The organism is Bordetella sputigena (assembly GCF_965137885.1).
Lineage (GTDB): Bacteria > Pseudomonadota > Gammaproteobacteria > Burkholderiales > Burkholderiaceae_B > Bordetella_C > Bordetella_C sputigena.
On the sequence record NZ_CBCSCA010000001.1, the window covers coordinates 542,594 to 559,338 of the forward strand.

A 16,745-nucleotide genomic window follows, 5' to 3' on the forward strand; every position below is an offset into this window, starting at 1 on the left:
CGCTTGGCCGCTACTTTACTGCGGCCGGCGCGCGCGGGGTAGCCGGGTAAAGCGTGGTAACGGGATCGCAGGCATCGGGGAGCATGCCGGGGATCCCGGAAAGCACTGCGCGGCGGCCGTCAGCTTTGTTGCGCAAGCGGCCTGGCGAGGCGAACCACCGTAACACCGGCGCGCACATTGGCGAGCGAAGGCATGATCAGCACGCAGTCGTCGTAGGGCGTGACCACCGGTTCGCCTTCCGACCAGCCGATGACGGTGCCTGCCTTGGCCAGTTTTTCCAGGCCTTTCCAGGGCTGCGCGAACCGGAAGTCGGCGCTTTTCGCGGCGATGGCGTGGGTGACGCGCAAGGCCTCCTGGCTGGGCGCCGTGGGGGCGAACCAGGCGCCCGGCAGGTCGGTGGATTCGACGATGCCGGATGCCACCAGGAAGCGCGCGGTCTGGTCTATCGCGACCTCGCGCGCGGCCAGCGCGCCATGGAAGCCGCATTCGATCAGCAGGGAACGTGTGCCGTTGTCGCCCTCTTCGCCGAACCGGCCGTAGTCGCGCATGCGCACGCCGGCCGCGTGGCCGGCATCGGAGATGATCTTGGCCGGATTGCCCAGGGTCAGCGCCAGGTCGATATTGCGCTGCTGCATGCCGGCCAACTGCAGCGGCACCACGGAATTGCTCATGGAATGGATATCCAGCAGCCAGTCCGCTTTCTTCAGCCAGGGCAGGATGACGGCCGCGCGGCGCCGTTCCTGCGTGCTGTCGTCCGCCAGCTTGTCGTCGCTCCAGACGCGGTTCAGGTCTTCGTCGACGTAGCGGGACGCGGCATAGTTGCGCGCGTCGAAGCGGTCGAAGGCGGCCAGATTGCAGAACGCCAGCGTCAAGGCCCCTAGGCGCGGCCGCACGCCATGCGCCAGCACGGCCTTCAGGGCCCAGGCGCCGCACAATTCGTTGCCATGTATCAGCGCGGTCAGCATGACGCTGGGGCCAGGCAGGCCCGACTCGAAATGCCAGATGCCTTCGGTTCCCGTGTTGCCCGCGCGCTCCACATTCAGGTCGGGGCAGGGCAGTTCGAAGGGGCGGACGGGCAGGGCCGCCTTGTCGGGCAGCGACGCGCCAGGCGCGCGGTTCAGGTTCGGCAGCATGGGGAATACGAGGGGCGGGCGGCGCCTTCCGGAGTCGGACGGCGGATCGGATGGAGGATTCTGTGATGCCATGATCCAGAGCAAAGCAGAAGCGGGCGACGCAATCAGCCGGTGAGGAGTAACGATGAAGTAACGCGGGCCGCGTATCCGCAGCCCGCCGGCACGGCTTGCGCCCGCTATCCTGCCGGCTTTTTGTAAGGATTCTAAGGGGCGTGCGCCGCCGAGGGCTATTAGAATATTTCGTCCTTGTATTGCCGAAAAGGCAAATCTCCCATTGCCTCGGAGGGGGCCATGCACGGTGTCGCCCTGAAGTATTTTGCCGAAGTCGCCGCCGCGGGCAGCCTGAGCGCCGCCTCGGAGCGTCTGTACGTCGCCGTCTCGGCCATCAGCCGGCAGATCGCCAAGCTGGAAGCCGAGGTCGGCGCGCCGCTGTTCAAGCGCGTCGCGCGCGGCATGGTGCTGAGCGAAGCCGGCGAGCTGCTGCTGGTTCACGCGCGCCGCACGCTGCTGGAAGCGGACGCCGTGCTGCAGGATATCAGCGACCTGAAGGGCGCGCCCAGCGGCACCATTCGTGTCGTTGCATCGGACGGCCCATCCCATCATTTCCTGCCGGAATTGATGTCGGCCTTCTGCGCGCGCCACCCGCACGCGCGGTTCAGCCTGCACGTCTGTCCGCAAGCCGATGCAGTGCGCCGCGTCGCGGAAGGCCACGCCGATCTGGCCGTGACTTTCGGCGCCGAGCCAAGCGTCGGGACCGTGACGCGCCATTCCGTGCCGGCGCCCGTGTATGCGGTGATGTGCCGCGCCCATCCGCTGGCGCGCCAGGCGCGCGTCGCCCCGCATCAACTGCTGCCGTATCCGCTGGCCAGCGCCGATTCCGCCTCGTCCTCGCGCAAGCTGCTGGAGCGCTGCTGGCGCCAGAACGGCTTGCGCTTCGAACCCACCTTCACCAGCAACCTGTCGGCGGCCTTGATGTCCTTCGTGCGCAACTCGGATCGGGTGATGCTCGGGCCTTACCTGCCCGCCGTATCGGCGCTGCAGCGCGGCGGCCTGGTGGCACGGCCGCTGGCGCATCCGGAAATGGCGGCGCGCCGCCTGCAGGTGCAGACCATGGAAGGCCGGCTGCTGCCTGGCATGGTAGAGGAGTTCATCAACCATATCGCCGCATCGCTGGCCGGCATCGACGACATCGGGGCCGAACCGCGGGGCCCGGCGCGCGCGCTCGGCAAGCCGCGCCGGCGGCTGGGATCGTCCGTGCGCAAGAGCCCGGCGTTGGCTTGAACCCCCCCGCGCGGGTTATAGTTTTGGCCCACACTCCCCAGGGCGGACGCCATCATGCAAACCGACTACGCCGAACTCGTCCGGCGCACCATACGCAGCGTGCCGGACTGGCCCAGGCCAGGAGTGGTGTTCCGGGACATCACGCCGGTGCTGCAGGACCCGCGCACCTTTCGCGTCCTGATCGATCTGTTCGTCTACCGCTATATGCGGCAGCGGCTGGACCTGGTGGCCGGCGTCGACGCGCGCGGCTTCATCATCGGCAGCGTGCTGGCCTATGAACTCAATCTGGGCTTCGTGCCGGTGCGCAAGCAGGGCAAGCTGCCGTATCGCACGGTGGCGGAGTCCTATGCGATGGAGTACGCCAACGCGACGGTGGAGATGCATGCCGACGCGGTGCGCCCCGGCCAGCGCGTGCTGCTGGTCGACGACCTGATCGCCACGGGCGGCACCATGATCGCCGCGATCAAGCTGTTGCAGCGGTTGGGCGCCAACGTGGTCGAGGCGGCCACCATCATCGACCTGCCTTTCCTGAACGGCGCGGCGGCGGTGGCGGAAACGGGCACGCCGCTGTACTCCGTCTGCCGGTTCGAGAACGAAGCGGCCTAGGGCTCATTGGCGGCGGGCGGCAGCGCAATGAGCGTCAAGACGGCCCTGCGGGTCATCGAAATCATCGAAGTCTTTGCCCGCGAAAAGCGCCCGCTGGCGCTTTCGGAGCTGGCGCGCCTGCTGCAGGTACCGGTTTCCAGCTGCCTGGCGCTGATCCGCACCTTGGCGGAATTGGGCTATCTGTACGAGGTCGGCCGCCGCAACGGGTACTACCCGACCAGCCGGCTGCTGGCCATGGCGCAGCAGATCGCCCGCAACGATCCGGTGCGCGATCGCGTGTATCCCAGCCTGCTGGAGCTGCGCGAGGCCACGCAGGAAACCGTGGTGTTCGCCAAGCTCACGCCCGAGCATCGCGTGGTCTACCTGGAGGTGCTGGATTCCCCCCACACCATCCGCTACGCGCCCGTCGCCGGAGAATTCCGCGAGCTGCATGCCAATTCGCTGGGCAAGGCCTTGTTGTCCACGCTGCCGCCGGCCAAACAGCTGGAGCTGCTGCGGCGCGGGCCCTTGACCCGCTACAACGACAGGACGCTGGTGGACCCGGAAGCAGTCCTGGCGGAAATCGCCGCATCGCGGCAGCGCGGCTGGTTTCGCAACCTGGGCGAATCGCTGGCGGAGGTCGGCGCGATCGCCTGGCCGCTGGCGCTGGGCGGCGAACACTACGCCATTTCCGTGGGCGCGCCGGTGTATCGCATCGAGCCCAACCAGGACGCCTACGCGCGGATCCTGCGCGCCGCCTGCGCGGCGCTGGAGCAGAGCGCCATCTGATTCAGTAGGACTTCGGCAGTCCCAGCACTTTTTCCGCGATAAAGCACAGGATCAGCTGCGGGCTGACCGGCGCGATGCGCGGGATATAGCTTTCGCGCAGCAGGCGTTCGACGTGGTATTCCTTGGCGTAGCCCATGCCGCCCAGCGTCAGCACCGCGGTCTGGCAGGCGTTGTGGCCGGCTTCCGCGGCCAGGTATTTGGCGGAGTTGGCATACGGCGCGCAGGGCTGCCCGGCGTCATACAGTGACGCGGCCTTGAATACCATCAGATCGGCGGCTTCCAGCTGCATCCAGGCCTGCGCCAGCGGATGCTGCACGCCCTGGTTCTGGCCGATGGGACGGCCGAACACCGTCCGTTCGTTGGCATAGCGGACCGCGCGCGACAAGGCCGCGCGGCCGATGCCCACGGCTTCGGCGGCGATCAGGATGCGTTCCGGGTTCAGGCCGTGCAGGATGTATTCGAAGCCGCGGCCTTCCTCGCCGATGCGGTCGGCCACGGGGATGCGCAGGCCGTCGATGAACAGCATGTTGGAGTCGACCGCCTTGCGCCCCATCTTGTCGATCTCTCGCACTTCCACGCGTTCACGGTCCAGGTCGGTGTAGAACAGCGATAGCCCCTGCGTGGGTTTCGCGACCTCCGACAGGGGCGTGGTGCGCGCCAGCAGCAGCATCTTGTGCGCGACCTGGGCGGTGGAGATCCAGATCTTGCGTCCGTGCACCACGTAGTGGTCGCCTTCGCGCACGGCGCGCGTTTTCAGCCGCGTGGTGTCCAGGCCCGCGTCGGGTTCGGTGACGGCGAAACAGGCTTTGTGGCGGCCGGCGATCAGCTCCGGCAGCCAGCGGGCGCGCTGCGCATCATCGCCGAATACGACCACCGGATTCAGGCCGAAGATGTTCATGTGCACGGCCGACGCGCCGGCGAAGCCCGCGCCGGATGCGGCGATGGTCTGCATCATCAGCGCGGCTTCGGTCATCCCCAGTCCGGCCCCGCCGTATTCCGGCGGCATGGCGATGCCCAGCCAGCCGTCGCGCGCCAGGTCCGCATGGAAATCATGCGGGAAACCGCCGTCGCGGTCGCGCTCCAGCCAGTAGTCGTCGGGATAGCGCGCGCAGACCTGTTCGACCGCGTCGCGGATGGCCAGTTGATCGGGCGTGAAGCTAAAGTCCATCAGCGTGTTCCGTCGTGGGTGGCCTGGGCGTCCAGCAAGGCCTGGATGGCCGATTCGGCGAAGCCCGCTTCGCGCAGGACTTCGATGCTGTGTTCGCCCAGTCGGGGGGCCGGCCGGCGCAGTTCCGTCGGCGTGCGGTCGAAGCGGCCCAGCGGCGCGGGTGTGCGCAGGCGCCCTTCGGTGGGATGGTCGATGGCGCGGATGAAGCCGGTGGCCCGCAGGTGCGGGTCGGCCACCAGGTCTTCGATGCCGTACAGCCGCGAAGCCGGTATGTCGGCGGCGGCCAGCAGGGCCAGCCAGTCCTGGGTATCGCGGGTCAGCATGACCTGGGCGACGTAGGCATAGACTTCGCCGATATGCGCGGCGCGCGCGGTATGGGTGGCGAAACGCGGGTCCGCCGCCATTTCCGGCTGGCCGATGGCATCGAAGAAATTGCGCCAGTGCTTGTCGTTGTAGATCAGCAGGCAGACGTGGCCGTCGCGCGTGGCGTAGGGTTTGCGGTGCGGCGCCAGCAGGCGCGCATAGCCGGTGTCGCCCAGCGGCGGATCGAAAGTCCAGCCGCCCAGGTGGTCGCCCAGCACCATATGCGCCATGCCTTCGAACATGGGGACCTCCACGCTTTGTCCCTGCCCGGAGGCGCGCGCGTGCACCACCGCGGCCAGCAGCGCGATCGCCACGTGCAGGCCGACGGCGCGGTCCGCCAGTGTCAGCGGCGCATAGCGCGGCTCGTCCTGGCTCTGGCGGCGGTACAGGTCGGCAATGCCGGTCTGCCCCTGGATCAGGTCGTCGTAGGCCGGGCGGCCGGCATAAGGGCCGCCCTCCGCATAGCCGTAGGCGCCGGCGTAGACGATGCGCGGCTGGCGCGCCGCGAAGGCGGCATAGTCCAGCCCCAGCCGGGCCATGGCCTGGGGCCGGATGTTGTACAGCACCGCGTCGCAATCGGCGGCCAGCGCCAGGCAGGCATCGCGCGCGGCCGGCTGCTTCAGGTCCAGCACGATCGACCGCTTGTTGCGGTTCAGGTGCAGGTAGAGATGGCCCATGCCGGGATTGCGCATCGGGCCGACCGCGCGCATGTTGTCGCCGGCCGGGGATTCCACCTTGATGACGTCCGCGCCCAGGTCGGCCAGCACCTGCGTGGCATACGGTCCCATCACCACCGCGGTCAGGTCCAGGATGCGCACCCCGGCCAGCGGGCCGGCGGCGGCGTGCTTCCCGGGTGCGGCTGCTGCGTCTTTCGTCATTCCTGCTGGATCCCCGCGTCCTTGATCAATTTGCCCCATAGCTTCAACTGCTGGGCCACGAAGGCGGAAAAGTCCTCCGGCGTGCCGCTGAAGGCATCGAAGCCCAGCCCGGCCAGCTGCTTGCGCACCTGGGGATCGGCGACGATCTTATTGATGGCCGCGTTCAACGTATGCACCACGTCGGGCGGCATGCCGGCCGGGCCGAAATAGCCGTTCCAGGAATTGATGTCGAAGTCCGGGATGCCGGAGTCTTCCATCGATGGGATGTCGGGCACCACGCTGCTGCGGGCCGCGGTCGATACGGCCAGCGCGCGCATCTTGCCCGACTGCACGAAGGGCAGGCCGGACGCCACGTCGGTGAACATCATGTCCACCTGGCCGCCCACCACGTCCGTGATGGCCTGCGGCGTGCCCTTGTAGGGAATGTGCACGATGTCGATGCCGGCGCGGCTGGCCAGGGTGGCGCCCGCGACGATGCCCGTGCTGTTGCCGCTGGCGTAGGTCAGCTTGCCGGGATGAGCCTTGGCGTAGGCGACCAGTTCCCGCACCGATTTGACCGGCAGCTTGGGGTTGACCACCAGGATGAAGGGCAGGTTGCCGCCGCGCGCGATCGGCGTGAAGTCCTTGACCGGATCGTAAGGGACGTTTTTCATCAGGTAAGGCGCGGCCGAATGGGAGGTATTGGTGGTGACGAATAGCGTGTATCCGTCCGGCTTGGCGCGCGCCACATAGGAGGCCGCGATCGTGGCGTTGCCGCCGGGCTTGTTCTCCACCACGACCTGGCCGTTCAGGATGCGGCCCAGTTCGGTGGCGAAGATGCGGCCGACGGCATCGGTGCCGGATCCGGCCGGGAAGGGGACCACCAGCGTGATGGGCTTGTCCGGATAGGCGGCCGCGGCCTGGCCCGGGGCGAGCAGGCTGGCCCCGGCCAGGCATAGGGCGGCGGCCGCGGTGGCCGTGGCGCGTCGCGCCAGGGGCGCGATGAAGGATAGGTGCGTCATGGTGCTTGTCTCCTGGTTCTGTTTTGTATGCCGGGTTTCTTCGCCGGACTCGTTCGCCGGATCGCACGTGTCAGGCGCGCGATGGGCGGCTTGGGCATGGCTGCCGCCGTCAGCGGATCACGCGGTCCGGGTTCTCTTCGTAGGGCGGGGTGTAGATCACCAGCAAACGGGCGGGCTCGTCACTGGTGACGGTGAAAACATGGGGAATGTCGGGGGGGAAGTAGCAGCAATCGCCGGCCTGCATATCCGCGGCCACGCCGTCCACCTCGGCGCGCGCCGTACCGGACAACAGATAGCAGACCTGCTCGATGCCGGGATGGGCATGGGGCAGGGCGCCCTTGCCTTTTTCGATGACGCCCAGGATCACCTCGACACTGCGGGCGCCGACGTTTTGCGGGCCGATCAGGCGCCGGTTGGTCGTTCCCAGGTGGTTGGCGGGATGATAGCCGGGCACCTCGGCCTCGCGGACCAGCCAGGAGGGCGTTGCTGCGGTCATATTGCTTGTCTCCGTTTTTCTGTACGTGAATCTATTTTCACAACCATGAAAAACGGAGTCAAGGACCAAATCGGTGGAGGGGCCGCGACGGCGGGGGCGCCCGCTCGGACGATCGTCCCGGCGGGGGCGCCCGCCGGGGCCGTGGACGGCTGCGGAAGGGCGCAAGCCGACCTCCGCCCGGAGCCGGGTGGCGGCCAGCGCAAGACAGGAGGGGAATCAGCGCCGGTCGTGCAGGCGCGGCTGGATGAAATCCAGGAAGGCGCGCGTTTTCGCCGGCACGGTGCGCGATGGCAGCAGGGCGAACAGCGGCATGGGCGTCAGGCTCCAGTCCGGGAGTACCCGCACCAGCCCGATTTGGGAGATGGCCTTCTCCATGGCATCGAAAACGGGCAGCGGCACGATGCCCATGTCGCGCGCCGCCAGCCGCCCCAGCATGCCGACGTTGTTGGCGATCAGCCGGCCGAACACCGATACGCGTTCGACGCGGTTGCCGGAATGCAGCATCCACTGCGATGCGTTGCCGTCGCCGCCCGGAAAGCGCAGGCAATCGTGATGGCTCAGGTCAGCCGGCGTCAGCGGGTGCCCGTGGCGCTCCAGATACGCGCGCGACGCATACAGCCGATGGTCCATCAGCATCAGTTGGCGCGAAATCAGGCTGGAATCCGGCTGCTGCCCCATGCGCAGCACCAGGTCGTAGGGATTGCTGATCGGATCGAGCTGGCGTTCCGTCACGTCGAACTCGCATTCGATGTCGGGATACTGGTCGGTGAACTCGCGCATCACCACGGGCAGCACCAGCGCGGCCAGGCTGGGAACCATGGAAACGCGCAGGCGGCCGCGGGGCAGGGCCGCCATATCCTGCAGCTGTTCGTGGGCGACGCGGGCTTCTTCGATGATGTGGCGGCAGCGCTCGAAATACAGCGCGCCGGCTTCCGTCAGGTCGATCCGGCGCGTGGTGCGGGTCAGCAATTGCATGCCGATGCGGTGCTCCAGCTCGGTGACCCGCTTGGACAGCGTGGCCGACGGAATGCCCAGCGCTTCAGCCGCATGGCTGAAGTTCTTGCGCTTGGCCACTTCGACGAACAAGGCGATGTCGTTGAGCTGGATGTCCATCCGGCGTCTTCCGCTGTTATGTCCCGCGATCCGCGCGCTTGCCGGCCCCCTTTACCAGGCCGGCCCGCCACGCCTGCGCCCGGGTCACAGTATCAGTTTATATGCCGGATTTTCAGTCTCGTTCCAGCACGGATACGCCAGTTCGGCGATGAATTGCTTGAACTGCTTTTTATCCGACGGCGGCACCTGGATGCCGACCAGGATGCGTCCGTAGTCGGCGCCCTGGTTGCGATAGTGGAACAGGCTGATGTTCCAGCTGGGATTCATAGCGCTCAGGAAACGCATCAGCGCGCCGGGGCGTTCGGGGAACTCGAAGCGATACAGCAATTCGTCGTGCGCCAGCGCCGAACGGCCGCCCACCATATGGCGCAAGTGGGTCTTGGCCATTTCGTCGTGCGTCAGGTCCAGCGTGTCGAAGCCGTGACGGCGGAAATTGGCGGCCAGCTTTTCCGGCTCGGCGGGCGAGGTCACCTGCACACCCACGAAGACGTGCGCGCGTACGGCGTCGGAAATGCGGTAATTGAATTCCGTGACGCTGCGGTTGCCCACCAGTTCGCAGAACTTGCGGAAGCTGCCGCGCTGCTCCGGCATGGAGACCACGAAGACCGCCTCGCGCATTTCGCCCACTTCGGCGCGTTCGGCGACGAAGCGCAGCCGATCGAAGTTCATGTTGGCGCCGCAGGCGATCGCCGCCACGGTCTTGTTCTTCCATTTCTGCTGGGCCAGGTACTGCTTGGCGCCGGCCACGGCCATGGCGCCGGCCGGCTCCAGTACGCTGCGCGTATCCTGGAACACGTCCTTGATCGCCGCGCAGATGGCGTCCGTATCGACGACGACGAAGTCGTCGACGTACTTGCGCACCAGCTTGAAGGTTTCGGCCCCGACCTGCTTGACGGCCGTGCCGTCGGAAAACAGCCCGACGTCATTCAGCACCACGCGGCGGCCGGCGCGCACGCTGCGCAGCATGGCGTCGGAGTCTTCGGTCTGTACGCCGATGATTTTCACGTCGGGGCGCAATTGCTTGATATAGGCGCCGACGCCGGCGATCAGGCCACCGCCGCCGATGGCGACGAACACCGCATCGAGCTGGCCGGGGTGCTGGCGGAGGATTTCCATGCCCACCGTGCCCTGGCCGGCGATGACGTCCGGATCGTCGAAGGGATGGACGAAGGTCAGCTTTTCCTTCTTTTCCAGTTCCTTGGCGTGGGTGTAGGCATCGGAAAAGCTTTCGCCCGCCAGGACGACTTCGCCGCCCAGGCGGCGGACCGCGTCCACCTTGACGTCGGGCGTGGTCGTCGGCATGACGATGACGGCGCGGCAGCCCAGCCGGCGCGCCGACAGGGCGACGCCCTGGGCGTGGTTGCCGGCCGACGCGGCGATGACGCCGCGCGCCAGCGCCGCGGGGGCCATATTGGCCATCTTGTTGTACGCGCCGCGCAGCTTGAAGCTGAAGACCGGCTGCGTGTCCTCGCGCTTGAGCAGCACCGTGTTCGAAATTCGCTGGGACAGCAGGGTGGCTGGTTCCAGCGGAGACTCGACGGCGACGTCGTAGACTTTCGAAGTCAGGATGCGTTTCAGATAGTCGGTGGACATGGACAGCGGGCGCGGGATTGAAAGCGTCGGGCAGATTACCACGGACGCCGCGGCCGGCTACACTGCGCGGCATGGAAGCCGCCCTGACGTCCGCCGTGAATTGGCTTTTGGCCGCGCTGGCCCTGCCCAACGTGGGCCTGAGCGCCATTTTCATCGTCAGCCTGGTTTCCGCGACGCTGCTGCCCCTGGGCTCCGAGCCCGCGGTGTTCGGCTACGTCAAACTCATGCCCGACATGTTCTGGCCGGCCGTCCTGGTCGCCACCGCCGGCAACACCGTGGGCGGTGCGATCAGCTACGCCATGGGTTGGGGCGCCTGGCGCGCCGCCGAACGCTGGAAGGAAAAACACCCGCATCGCGCCCACGAGGCGCGCACCCACGCCGGTCACGGGCGCTGGCACCGCAAGGCCCAGGACTGGCTGCATCGCATGGGGCCGCCGGCCCTGCTGCTGTCCTGGGTGCCGGCGGTCGGTGACCCGCTGTGCGCCGTGGCGGGCTGGCTGCGCCTGGCCTTCTGGCCTTGCGCGATCTATATGGCGATCGGTAAATTCCTGCGCTATCTCGTCATGACGGGCAGCCTGATCTGGATGTTTCCGCACGCTTGAAACCGCCGTGCCGGGGCCTGTTTCAGTCCCGCGTCAGCCATGCGTCGCTCCAACCCTTCCTGGGGTTATTCCCGAGCGGTTCCCTCCCATGGCGTAAAATATTTTTTTAAGGGCAACCCTTCGCTTCCATGAACGCCCCCCTCGCCAGCCAGCTACTGAACGCGGCGGTTCCGCCGGCACCAGGCACCCGCCTGCGTGAGATCCCCTACAACTACACATCGTTTTCCGACCGCGAAGTCGTGGGCCGGTTGTTGGGCGAGGACGCCTGGCAACTGCTGACCGATCTGCGCGGCGAACGGCGCACGGGCCGCTCCGCGCGCATGTTGTACGAGGTGCTGGGCGATATCTGGGTGGTGCGCCGCAATCCCTATCTGCAGGACGACCTGCTGGACAATCCCAAGCGCCGCCGGCTGCTCATCGAGGCGCTGCATCACCGCCTGGGGGAGATCGACAAGCGCCGCGAGCCCGGCCGCGTCGACTTCCAGGAAGGCCATGACCTGTACCGCGACGAGAAGGTCCTGCAGCTGATCGAACGCGCCCGCGCCGCCGTCGCCAGCTTCGAGGCGCAGTTCGACCAGACCGCGCAGTTGCGTCGCCAGACCCAGAAGGTGCTGGGCCGCGTCACCGCGCGCGACAATATCAAGTTCGACGGCCTGTCGCGCGTTTCCCATGTCACCGACGCCACCGACTGGCGCGTCGAGTACCCCTTCGTGGTCCTGACGCCGGACAGCGAGGACGAGATCGCGGCGCTGGTGCGCGGCTGTTTCGAACTGGGGCTGACCATCATCCCGCGCGGGGGCGGCACCGGCTATACCGGGGGCGCGATCCCGTTGACCTGGAAGTCGGCCGTCATCAACACCGAAAAATTCGAAACGCTGGGCAAGGTCGAACTGACCGAGCTGCCCGGCGTCGCCGAGCCCGTGGCCACGGTATTCACCGGCGCCGGCGTCGTCACCAAGCGGGTGGCCGACGCGGCGGCCCAGGCGGGCTATGTGTTCGCTGTCGACCCCACGTCGGCGGAAGCGTCCTGTGTGGGCGGCAACATCGCCATGAACGCCGGCGGCAAGAAGGCCGTGCTCTGGGGCACCGCGCTGGACAACCTGGCCTGGTGGCGCATGGTGGATGCCGAGGGCAACTGGCTGGAAGTCACCCGCCTGGAGCACAACCGCGGCAAGATCCACGATGTCGATGTCGCGCGCTTCGAACTGCAGTGGTTCGACGGCCGCGGCAAGCCCGGCGAAACGCCGCTGCGCAGCGAAATCCTGGAAATCGAAGGCCGCCGCTTCCGCAAGGAAGGCCTGGGCAAGGACGTCACCGACAAATTCCTGGCGGGCCTGCCCGGCGTGCAGAAGGAAGGCTGCGACGGCCTGATCACCTCCGCGCGCTGGGTGCTGCATCGCATGCCGGCGCACACGCGCACGGTGTGCATGGAGTTCTTCGGCCAGGCGCGCGACGCGATTCCGTCGATCATCGAGGTCAAGCACTACCTGGACAACGAGGGCAAGGCACGCGGCGCCATCCTGGCGGGCCTGGAGCACCTGGACGAGCGCTATCTGCGCGCCGTCGGCTATGCCACCAAGAGCAAGCGCGGCGTATTGCCCAAGATGGTGCTGATCGGCGACATCGTCGGCGATGACGAATCCGCCGTCGCCACCGCCGCCAGCGAGGTCGTGCGCCTGGCCAACACCCGCCATGGCGAAGGCTTCGTGGCCGTCAGCGCGGAAGCGCGCAAGAAATTCTGGGCCGACCGCTCGCGCACCGCCGCCATCGCGCGCCATACCAACGCCTTCAAGATCAACGAAGACGTGGTGATTCCGCTCGGCCGCATGGGCGAATACACCGACCATATCGAGCGCATCAATATCGAGCTGTCCACGCGCAACAAGCTGCGGCTGCTGGACGAGCTGCAAGCCTTTCTGGATCAACCGCTGCCACTGGGCAAGGCGGAAGACGCGGAGGACGCCGAAATCCGCGCCGAGGTGCTGGCCGAACGCACGCGCCAGGCGCAAGAGCTGCTCGCCGTGACGCGCTCGCGCTGGCAGTATCTGCTGAACGAACTGGACAAGCCCTTGACCCACGCGCTGCCGGACCTGGCCGGCCTGGGCATGAGCCACATGCAATCCACGCTGGCCGACCGCATCGCCGCGCAGCCCGGCGCGCGCGTGTTCGACGTCGTACAGGACCGCACTGTGCGCGTTTCCTGGAAGACCGAAGTCCTGGCGCAGCTGCAGGGTATTTTCTCCGGCTCGGCCTGCAAGAAAGTGCTGGACGAAATGCGCGCCATCCATGCGCGGGTGCTGAAGAGCCGCGTGTTCGTGGCGCTGCACATGCATGCCGGCGACGGCAACGTGCATACCAATATCCCCGTCAATTCCGACGATTACGGCATGCTGGGCGAAGCGCACGAAGCGGTGGCGCGCATCATGCGGATTGCCCGCGAGCTGGATGGCGTGATTTCCGGCGAGCATGGCATCGGCCTGACCAAGTATGAGTTCCTGACGCAGGAAGAGCTGCAGCCCTTCCAGGACTACAAGCGCCGCGTCGATCCGCATGGCCGCTTCAACGCGGGCAAACTGATGCCCGGCGCCGACCTGACGCATGCGTGGACGCCCAGCTTCAACCTGATGGGCCACGAATCGCTGATTATGCAGCAGAGCGATATCGGCGCCATTTCGTCGTCGATCAAGGATTGTCTGCGCTGCGGCAAATGCAAGCCGGTGTGCGCCACCCACGTGCCGCGCGCCAATCTGCTGTATTCGCCGCGCAACAAGATCCTGGCGACTTCGCTGCTGGTGGAAGCCTTCCTGTACGAAGAGCAGACCCGCCGTGGCGTCAGCCTGAAGCACTGGGAAGAATTCGAGGACGTGGCCGACCATTGCACCGTTTGCCACAAGTGCTACAACCCCTGTCCGGTTGACATCGACTTCGGCGATGTGTCGATGAATATGCGCGCGTTGCTGCGCCGCATGGGCCGCAAGTCCTTCAATCCCGGCACGGCGGCGGCGATGTTCTTCCTGAACGCCAAGGATCCGGCCACCATCAACGCCACGCGCAAGGCCATGGTGGGCGTCGGATACAAGGTCCAGCGCGCGGCCAACGAACTGCTGGCGGGCCTGGCGCGCAAGCAGACCCGCCATCCGCCCGCGACCGTGGGCAAGGCGCCGATGCACGAGCAGGTGGTGCACTTCATCAACAAGAAAATGCCCGGCGGCCTGCCCAAGCAGACCGCGCGCAAGCTGCTGGATATCGAGGACGCCAACTACGTTCCGATCATCCGCGACCCGCGTTCGACGTCGGCGGATACCGAAGCCGTGTTCTATTTCCCAGGCTGCGGTTCGGAACGCCTGTTCTCGCAGGTGGGCCTGGCCACCCAGGCCATGCTGTGGCATGCGGGCGTGCAGACGGTGCTGCCGCCGGGTTATCTGTGCTGCGGCTATCCGCAGCGCGGCAACGGCATGAACGACAAGGCGGAACAGATCATTACGGACAACCGCGTGCTGTTCCACCGCGTCGCCAACACGCTGAACTACCTGGATATCAAGACGGTCGTGGTCAGCTGCGGCACCTGCTACGACCAGTTGGCCGGCTATGAATTCGACAAGATATTCCCCGGCTGCCGGCTGGTGGATATCCACGAATATCTGCTCGAAAAAGGCATCAAGCTGGATGGCGTGCAGGGCGTGCGCTACATGTACCACGACCCCTGCCACACCCCGATGAAGCTGCAGGATCCGATGAAGACGGTGAAGTCGCTGGTCGGCGATGCCACCATCAAGACCGAGCGCTGCTGCGGCGAGTCCGGCACCTTGGCCGTCACGCGGCCGGATGTCTCCACCCAGGTCCGCTTCCGCAAGGAAGAGGAATTGCGCAAGGGCAACACGGCGGTCAGGGCCGATGGCTACGACGGCGACATCAAGGTACTGACCTCGTGCCCGTCCTGCCTGCAAGGCCTATCGCGCTACAAGGGCGATACCGCGATGGAGGCGGACTACATCGTCGTGGAAATGGCGCGCCATATCCTGGGCGCGGACTGGATGCAGAACTATGTGAAGCAGGCCAACGCCGGCGGCATCGAGCGGGTCCTGGTGTAGCAGCGGGGTCGGGACGCCGCGGCGCGGGCCGCGGCGTTTTTGAATAATGACTCCACTTTCGTGTCGTTTCCTATCCGGTTGTATCATTGTGTTATATGCCACAAGCATGCCACATGATCGCCTTTCAGGAACCAGATATGGACGTCAAGGCGCCAGCCACCATCCCGTACATGCTGTACGAGCAACTCCGTCAGATGATCATCGACGGGACCCTGGCGCCCGGCCAACCGCTGCGTGAACAGGAGCTTGAACGGCGTTTCGGCACCAGCCGCAGTCCCATCCGCGAGGCGTTGCGGTTGCTCGAATTGAGCGGGCTCGCGACGCATGCCCAGCGGCGTGGCTTTCGCGTGGTGTTGTACAGCGAACGGGAAATCCGCCAGCTTTACCTGCTGCGGGCTGAGCTGGAAGCCTACGCGATCAAGGAGCTGGCCGACCGCGAGGACCTGCGGCCCTTGCTGACGCGGCTGCGCGAAGCGCTTGAAAGGCTGCAAGGCAGCGACCCGGACCGCGCCGTGCTCAGCTATCTGTCCACGGTGCGCGGCGCCTTTCTGGCGATCGTCGATTTCATCGACAATCAGCCGCTGCGCGAAGCCGTGCATCGCTTGAACGAGCGCTGCGAACCGTTGCGCTACAACCTGTTCCGCCGCGGGTTTTACGATGTCAGCGCGTCCGCCTGCTATGTGGGCCACGTGCTGGATGCGCTGGCGCAGCGGGATTTTGCCCGCGCCGCGGCGTTACGGCGCGAATGCGCCGAATGGATACTGCCGCTGGTGTTGCGGGCTTATGCCGACGAAGTGGATACGCGCGGCGCGGCGGAATCGTCCGCCTGAGTCCGCCGGCCTGGGCGCGGCCGGCTCAGGCGCGGCCGGCTCAGGCCTGCTTGCGCGGCGAAGCCACCGTCTTTACCGCGATGCCGGCTTTTTCCAGCGCCCGGCGTATCCCGCTGGCGAACACCACCGCGTTGGGCTGATCGCCGTGTATGCACAGGGTGTCCGCCCGCACCGGCACATCCTTGCCGCTGACGGCGCGGACCTTGCCTTCCTGCACCATGCGCAGCACCTGGTCGATCGCCTTGTCGACCTCGGTGATCATCGCGCCGGCATGGCTGCGCGGCGTCAGCGAGCCGTCGTCCTGGTAGGAGCGGTCGGCGAAGACTTCCTGTGCCACCGGCACGCCGAGCGCCTCCGCCGCGCGGATGTGCTCGGTGCCCGCCAGGCCATAAAGCACCAGGTTCGTGTCCACGTCGCGTATCGCGCGGCAGAGCGCGTCCGCCAGCGCCCGATCCTTGGCCGCCATGTTGTACAGCGCGCCGTGTACCTTCACGTGATGCAGCCGCGCGCCCTGGGAAGCGGCCACGCCGGCCAGCGCGCCGATCTGACAGACCATGAAGTCATAAGCCTCTGACGGACTGACCTGCATGACGCGGCGGCCGAAGCCGGCCAGGTCGGGCAGGCTGGGATGGGCGCCCAGCGCCACGCCGCGCGCCAGGGCGGCCGCCACGGTGCGGCGCATCGTGCCCGGGTCGCCGCCATGGAAGCCACAGGCGATGTTGGCCGACGACACGTACTCCAGTACGTCTTCGTCGTTGCCCATTTTCCAGGCGCCGTAGCTTTCGCCCATGTCGCAATTCAGATCGATGGATAAACCCATGG

Annotated in this window: 14 protein-coding genes; 6 read left to right on the forward strand and 8 right to left on the reverse strand. The window is 66.7% G+C overall.

Annotated elements, in window-relative coordinates; all coding sequences use genetic code 11:
• Nucleotides 1–119: 119 nt before the first annotated feature.
• Entirely contained in the window at nt 120–1,133 is a 1,014-nt protein-coding gene (locus tag ACNA0R_RS02560; RefSeq protein ID WP_415824312.1) for a M14 family metallopeptidase, read from the reverse strand.
• Between the two features lie 291 nt (nt 1,134–1,424).
• On the opposite strand from ACNA0R_RS02560, the gene ACNA0R_RS02565 reads away from it, so the two are divergent.
• Genes ACNA0R_RS02565 through ACNA0R_RS02575 form a run of 3 tightly spaced genes read left to right on the forward strand, consistent with a single transcriptional unit; the run spans nt 1,425 to nt 3,788 of the window.
• Nucleotides 1,425–2,414 carry a LysR family transcriptional regulator gene (locus tag ACNA0R_RS02565; protein ID WP_415824313.1) on the forward strand — a complete coding sequence of 330 codons (990 nt, stop codon included), beginning with the start codon at nt 1,425–1,427 and terminating at the stop codon, nt 2,412–2,414.
• 54 nt (nt 2,415–2,468) lie between these two features.
• Entirely contained in the window at nt 2,469–3,020 is a 552-nt protein-coding gene (locus tag ACNA0R_RS02570) for an adenine phosphoribosyltransferase (RefSeq protein WP_415824314.1), read from the forward strand.
• Nucleotides 3,021–3,047: 27 nt separating this feature from the next.
• The gene (locus ACNA0R_RS02575) at nt 3,048–3,788 is read left to right on the forward strand and encodes an IclR family transcriptional regulator (protein WP_415824315.1); all 741 of its coding nucleotides are present in this window, start codon (nt 3,048–3,050) and stop codon (nt 3,786–3,788) included.
• A gap of 1 nt (nt 3,789) precedes the next feature.
• On the opposite strand, the gene ACNA0R_RS02580 is transcribed toward ACNA0R_RS02575, so the two are convergent.
• The 6 genes from ACNA0R_RS02580 to ilvA all read right to left on the reverse strand — a co-directional run bounded on the left by ACNA0R_RS02580 (nt 3,790) and on the right by ilvA (nt 10,400).
• Nucleotides 3,790–4,956, reverse strand: coding sequence for an acyl-CoA dehydrogenase family protein (locus ACNA0R_RS02580; RefSeq protein ID WP_415824316.1), 1,167 nt, complete (start codon nt 4,954–4,956; stop codon nt 3,790–3,792).
• Nucleotides 4,956–6,197 carry a CaiB/BaiF CoA transferase family protein gene (locus ACNA0R_RS02585; protein ID WP_415824317.1) on the reverse strand — a complete coding sequence of 414 codons (1,242 nt, stop codon included), beginning with the start codon at nt 6,195–6,197 and terminating at the stop codon, nt 4,956–4,958. The genes ACNA0R_RS02580 and ACNA0R_RS02585 overlap by 1 nt, the downstream gene beginning before the upstream one ends.
• Nucleotides 6,194–7,198 (reverse strand): Bug family tripartite tricarboxylate transporter substrate binding protein, encoded by a 1,005-nt coding sequence (locus ACNA0R_RS02590; RefSeq protein WP_415824318.1) that lies wholly within the window; start codon nt 7,196–7,198, stop codon nt 6,194–6,196. Before ACNA0R_RS02590 ends, ACNA0R_RS02585 begins: the two co-directional genes overlap by 4 nt.
• Nucleotides 7,199–7,307: 109 nt before the next feature.
• On the reverse strand, nt 7,308–7,694 hold the full coding sequence (locus ACNA0R_RS02595; RefSeq protein ID WP_415824319.1) for a cupin domain-containing protein: 387 nt from the start codon (nt 7,692–7,694) through the stop codon (nt 7,308–7,310).
• A gap of 216 nt (nt 7,695–7,910) precedes the next feature.
• The gene (locus tag ACNA0R_RS02600; RefSeq protein ID WP_415824320.1) at nt 7,911–8,807 is read right to left on the reverse strand and encodes a LysR family transcriptional regulator; all 897 of its coding nucleotides are present in this window, start codon (nt 8,805–8,807) and stop codon (nt 7,911–7,913) included.
• Between the two features lie 84 nt (nt 8,808–8,891).
• Nucleotides 8,892–10,400, reverse strand: coding sequence for a threonine ammonia-lyase, biosynthetic (gene ilvA / locus ACNA0R_RS02605; protein WP_415824321.1), 1,509 nt, complete (start codon nt 10,398–10,400; stop codon nt 8,892–8,894).
• Nucleotides 10,401–10,471: 71 nt separating this feature from the next.
• Here ilvA and ACNA0R_RS02610 point away from each other — a divergent pair, with 71 nt between their 5' ends.
• The 3 genes from ACNA0R_RS02610 to ACNA0R_RS02620 all read left to right on the forward strand — a co-directional run bounded on the left by ACNA0R_RS02610 (nt 10,472) and on the right by ACNA0R_RS02620 (nt 15,923).
• Nucleotides 10,472–11,002 carry a YqaA family protein gene (locus ACNA0R_RS02610; protein WP_415824322.1) on the forward strand — a complete coding sequence of 177 codons (531 nt, stop codon included), beginning with the start codon at nt 10,472–10,474 and terminating at the stop codon, nt 11,000–11,002.
• Between the two features lie 128 nt (nt 11,003–11,130).
• The gene (locus ACNA0R_RS02615; protein ID WP_415824323.1) at nt 11,131–15,093 is read left to right on the forward strand and encodes a DUF3683 domain-containing protein; all 3,963 of its coding nucleotides are present in this window, start codon (nt 11,131–11,133) and stop codon (nt 15,091–15,093) included.
• Nucleotides 15,094–15,206: 113 nt separating this feature from the next.
• On the forward strand, nt 15,207–15,923 hold the full coding sequence (locus ACNA0R_RS02620) for a GntR family transcriptional regulator (protein ID WP_415824324.1): 717 nt from the start codon (nt 15,207–15,209) through the stop codon (nt 15,921–15,923).
• Nucleotides 15,924–15,963: 40 nt separating this feature from the next.
• Here the strand turns inward: ACNA0R_RS02620 and ACNA0R_RS02625 are convergent, their stop codons facing one another.
• Complete coding sequence (locus ACNA0R_RS02625; protein WP_415824325.1) at nt 15,964–16,743, reverse strand: LamB/YcsF family protein; 780 nt, start codon at nt 16,741–16,743, stop codon at nt 15,964–15,966.
• Between the last annotated feature and the right edge of the window lie 2 nt (nt 16,744–16,745).

Coding starts and splice junctions, on each gene's coding strand:
- ACNA0R_RS02570 (WP_415824314.1), top strand. CDS start 2,469: ATGCAAACCGACTACGCCGAACTCGTCCGGCGCACCATACGCAGCGTG.
- ACNA0R_RS02615 (WP_415824323.1), top strand. CDS start 11,131: ATGAACGCCCCCCTCGCCAGCCAGCTACTGAACGCGGCGGTTCCGCCG.
- ACNA0R_RS02625 (WP_415824325.1), bottom strand. CDS start 16,743: ATGGGTTTATCCATCGATCTGAATTGCGACATGGGCGAAAGCTACGGC.
- ACNA0R_RS02600 (WP_415824320.1), bottom strand. CDS start 8,807: ATGGACATCCAGCTCAACGACATCGCCTTGTTCGTCGAAGTGGCCAAG.
- ilvA (WP_415824321.1), bottom strand. CDS start 10,400: ATGTCCACCGACTATCTGAAACGCATCCTGACTTCGAAAGTCTACGAC.
- ACNA0R_RS02575 (WP_415824315.1), top strand. CDS start 3,048: ATGAGCGTCAAGACGGCCCTGCGGGTCATCGAAATCATCGAAGTCTTT.
- ACNA0R_RS02580 (WP_415824316.1), bottom strand. CDS start 4,956: ATGGACTTTAGCTTCACGCCCGATCAACTGGCCATCCGCGACGCGGTC.
- ACNA0R_RS02565 (WP_415824313.1), top strand. CDS start 1,425: ATGCACGGTGTCGCCCTGAAGTATTTTGCCGAAGTCGCCGCCGCGGGC.
- ACNA0R_RS02585 (WP_415824317.1), bottom strand. CDS start 6,197: ATGACGAAAGACGCAGCAGCCGCACCCGGGAAGCACGCCGCCGCCGGC.
- ACNA0R_RS02560 (WP_415824312.1), bottom strand. CDS start 1,133: ATGCTGCCGAACCTGAACCGCGCGCCTGGCGCGTCGCTGCCCGACAAG.
- ACNA0R_RS02595 (WP_415824319.1), bottom strand. CDS start 7,694: ATGACCGCAGCAACGCCCTCCTGGCTGGTCCGCGAGGCCGAGGTGCCC.
- ACNA0R_RS02610 (WP_415824322.1), top strand. CDS start 10,472: ATGGAAGCCGCCCTGACGTCCGCCGTGAATTGGCTTTTGGCCGCGCTG.
- ACNA0R_RS02620 (WP_415824324.1), top strand. CDS start 15,207: ATGATCGCCTTTCAGGAACCAGATATGGACGTCAAGGCGCCAGCCACC.
- ACNA0R_RS02590 (WP_415824318.1), bottom strand. CDS start 7,198: ATGACGCACCTATCCTTCATCGCGCCCCTGGCGCGACGCGCCACGGCC.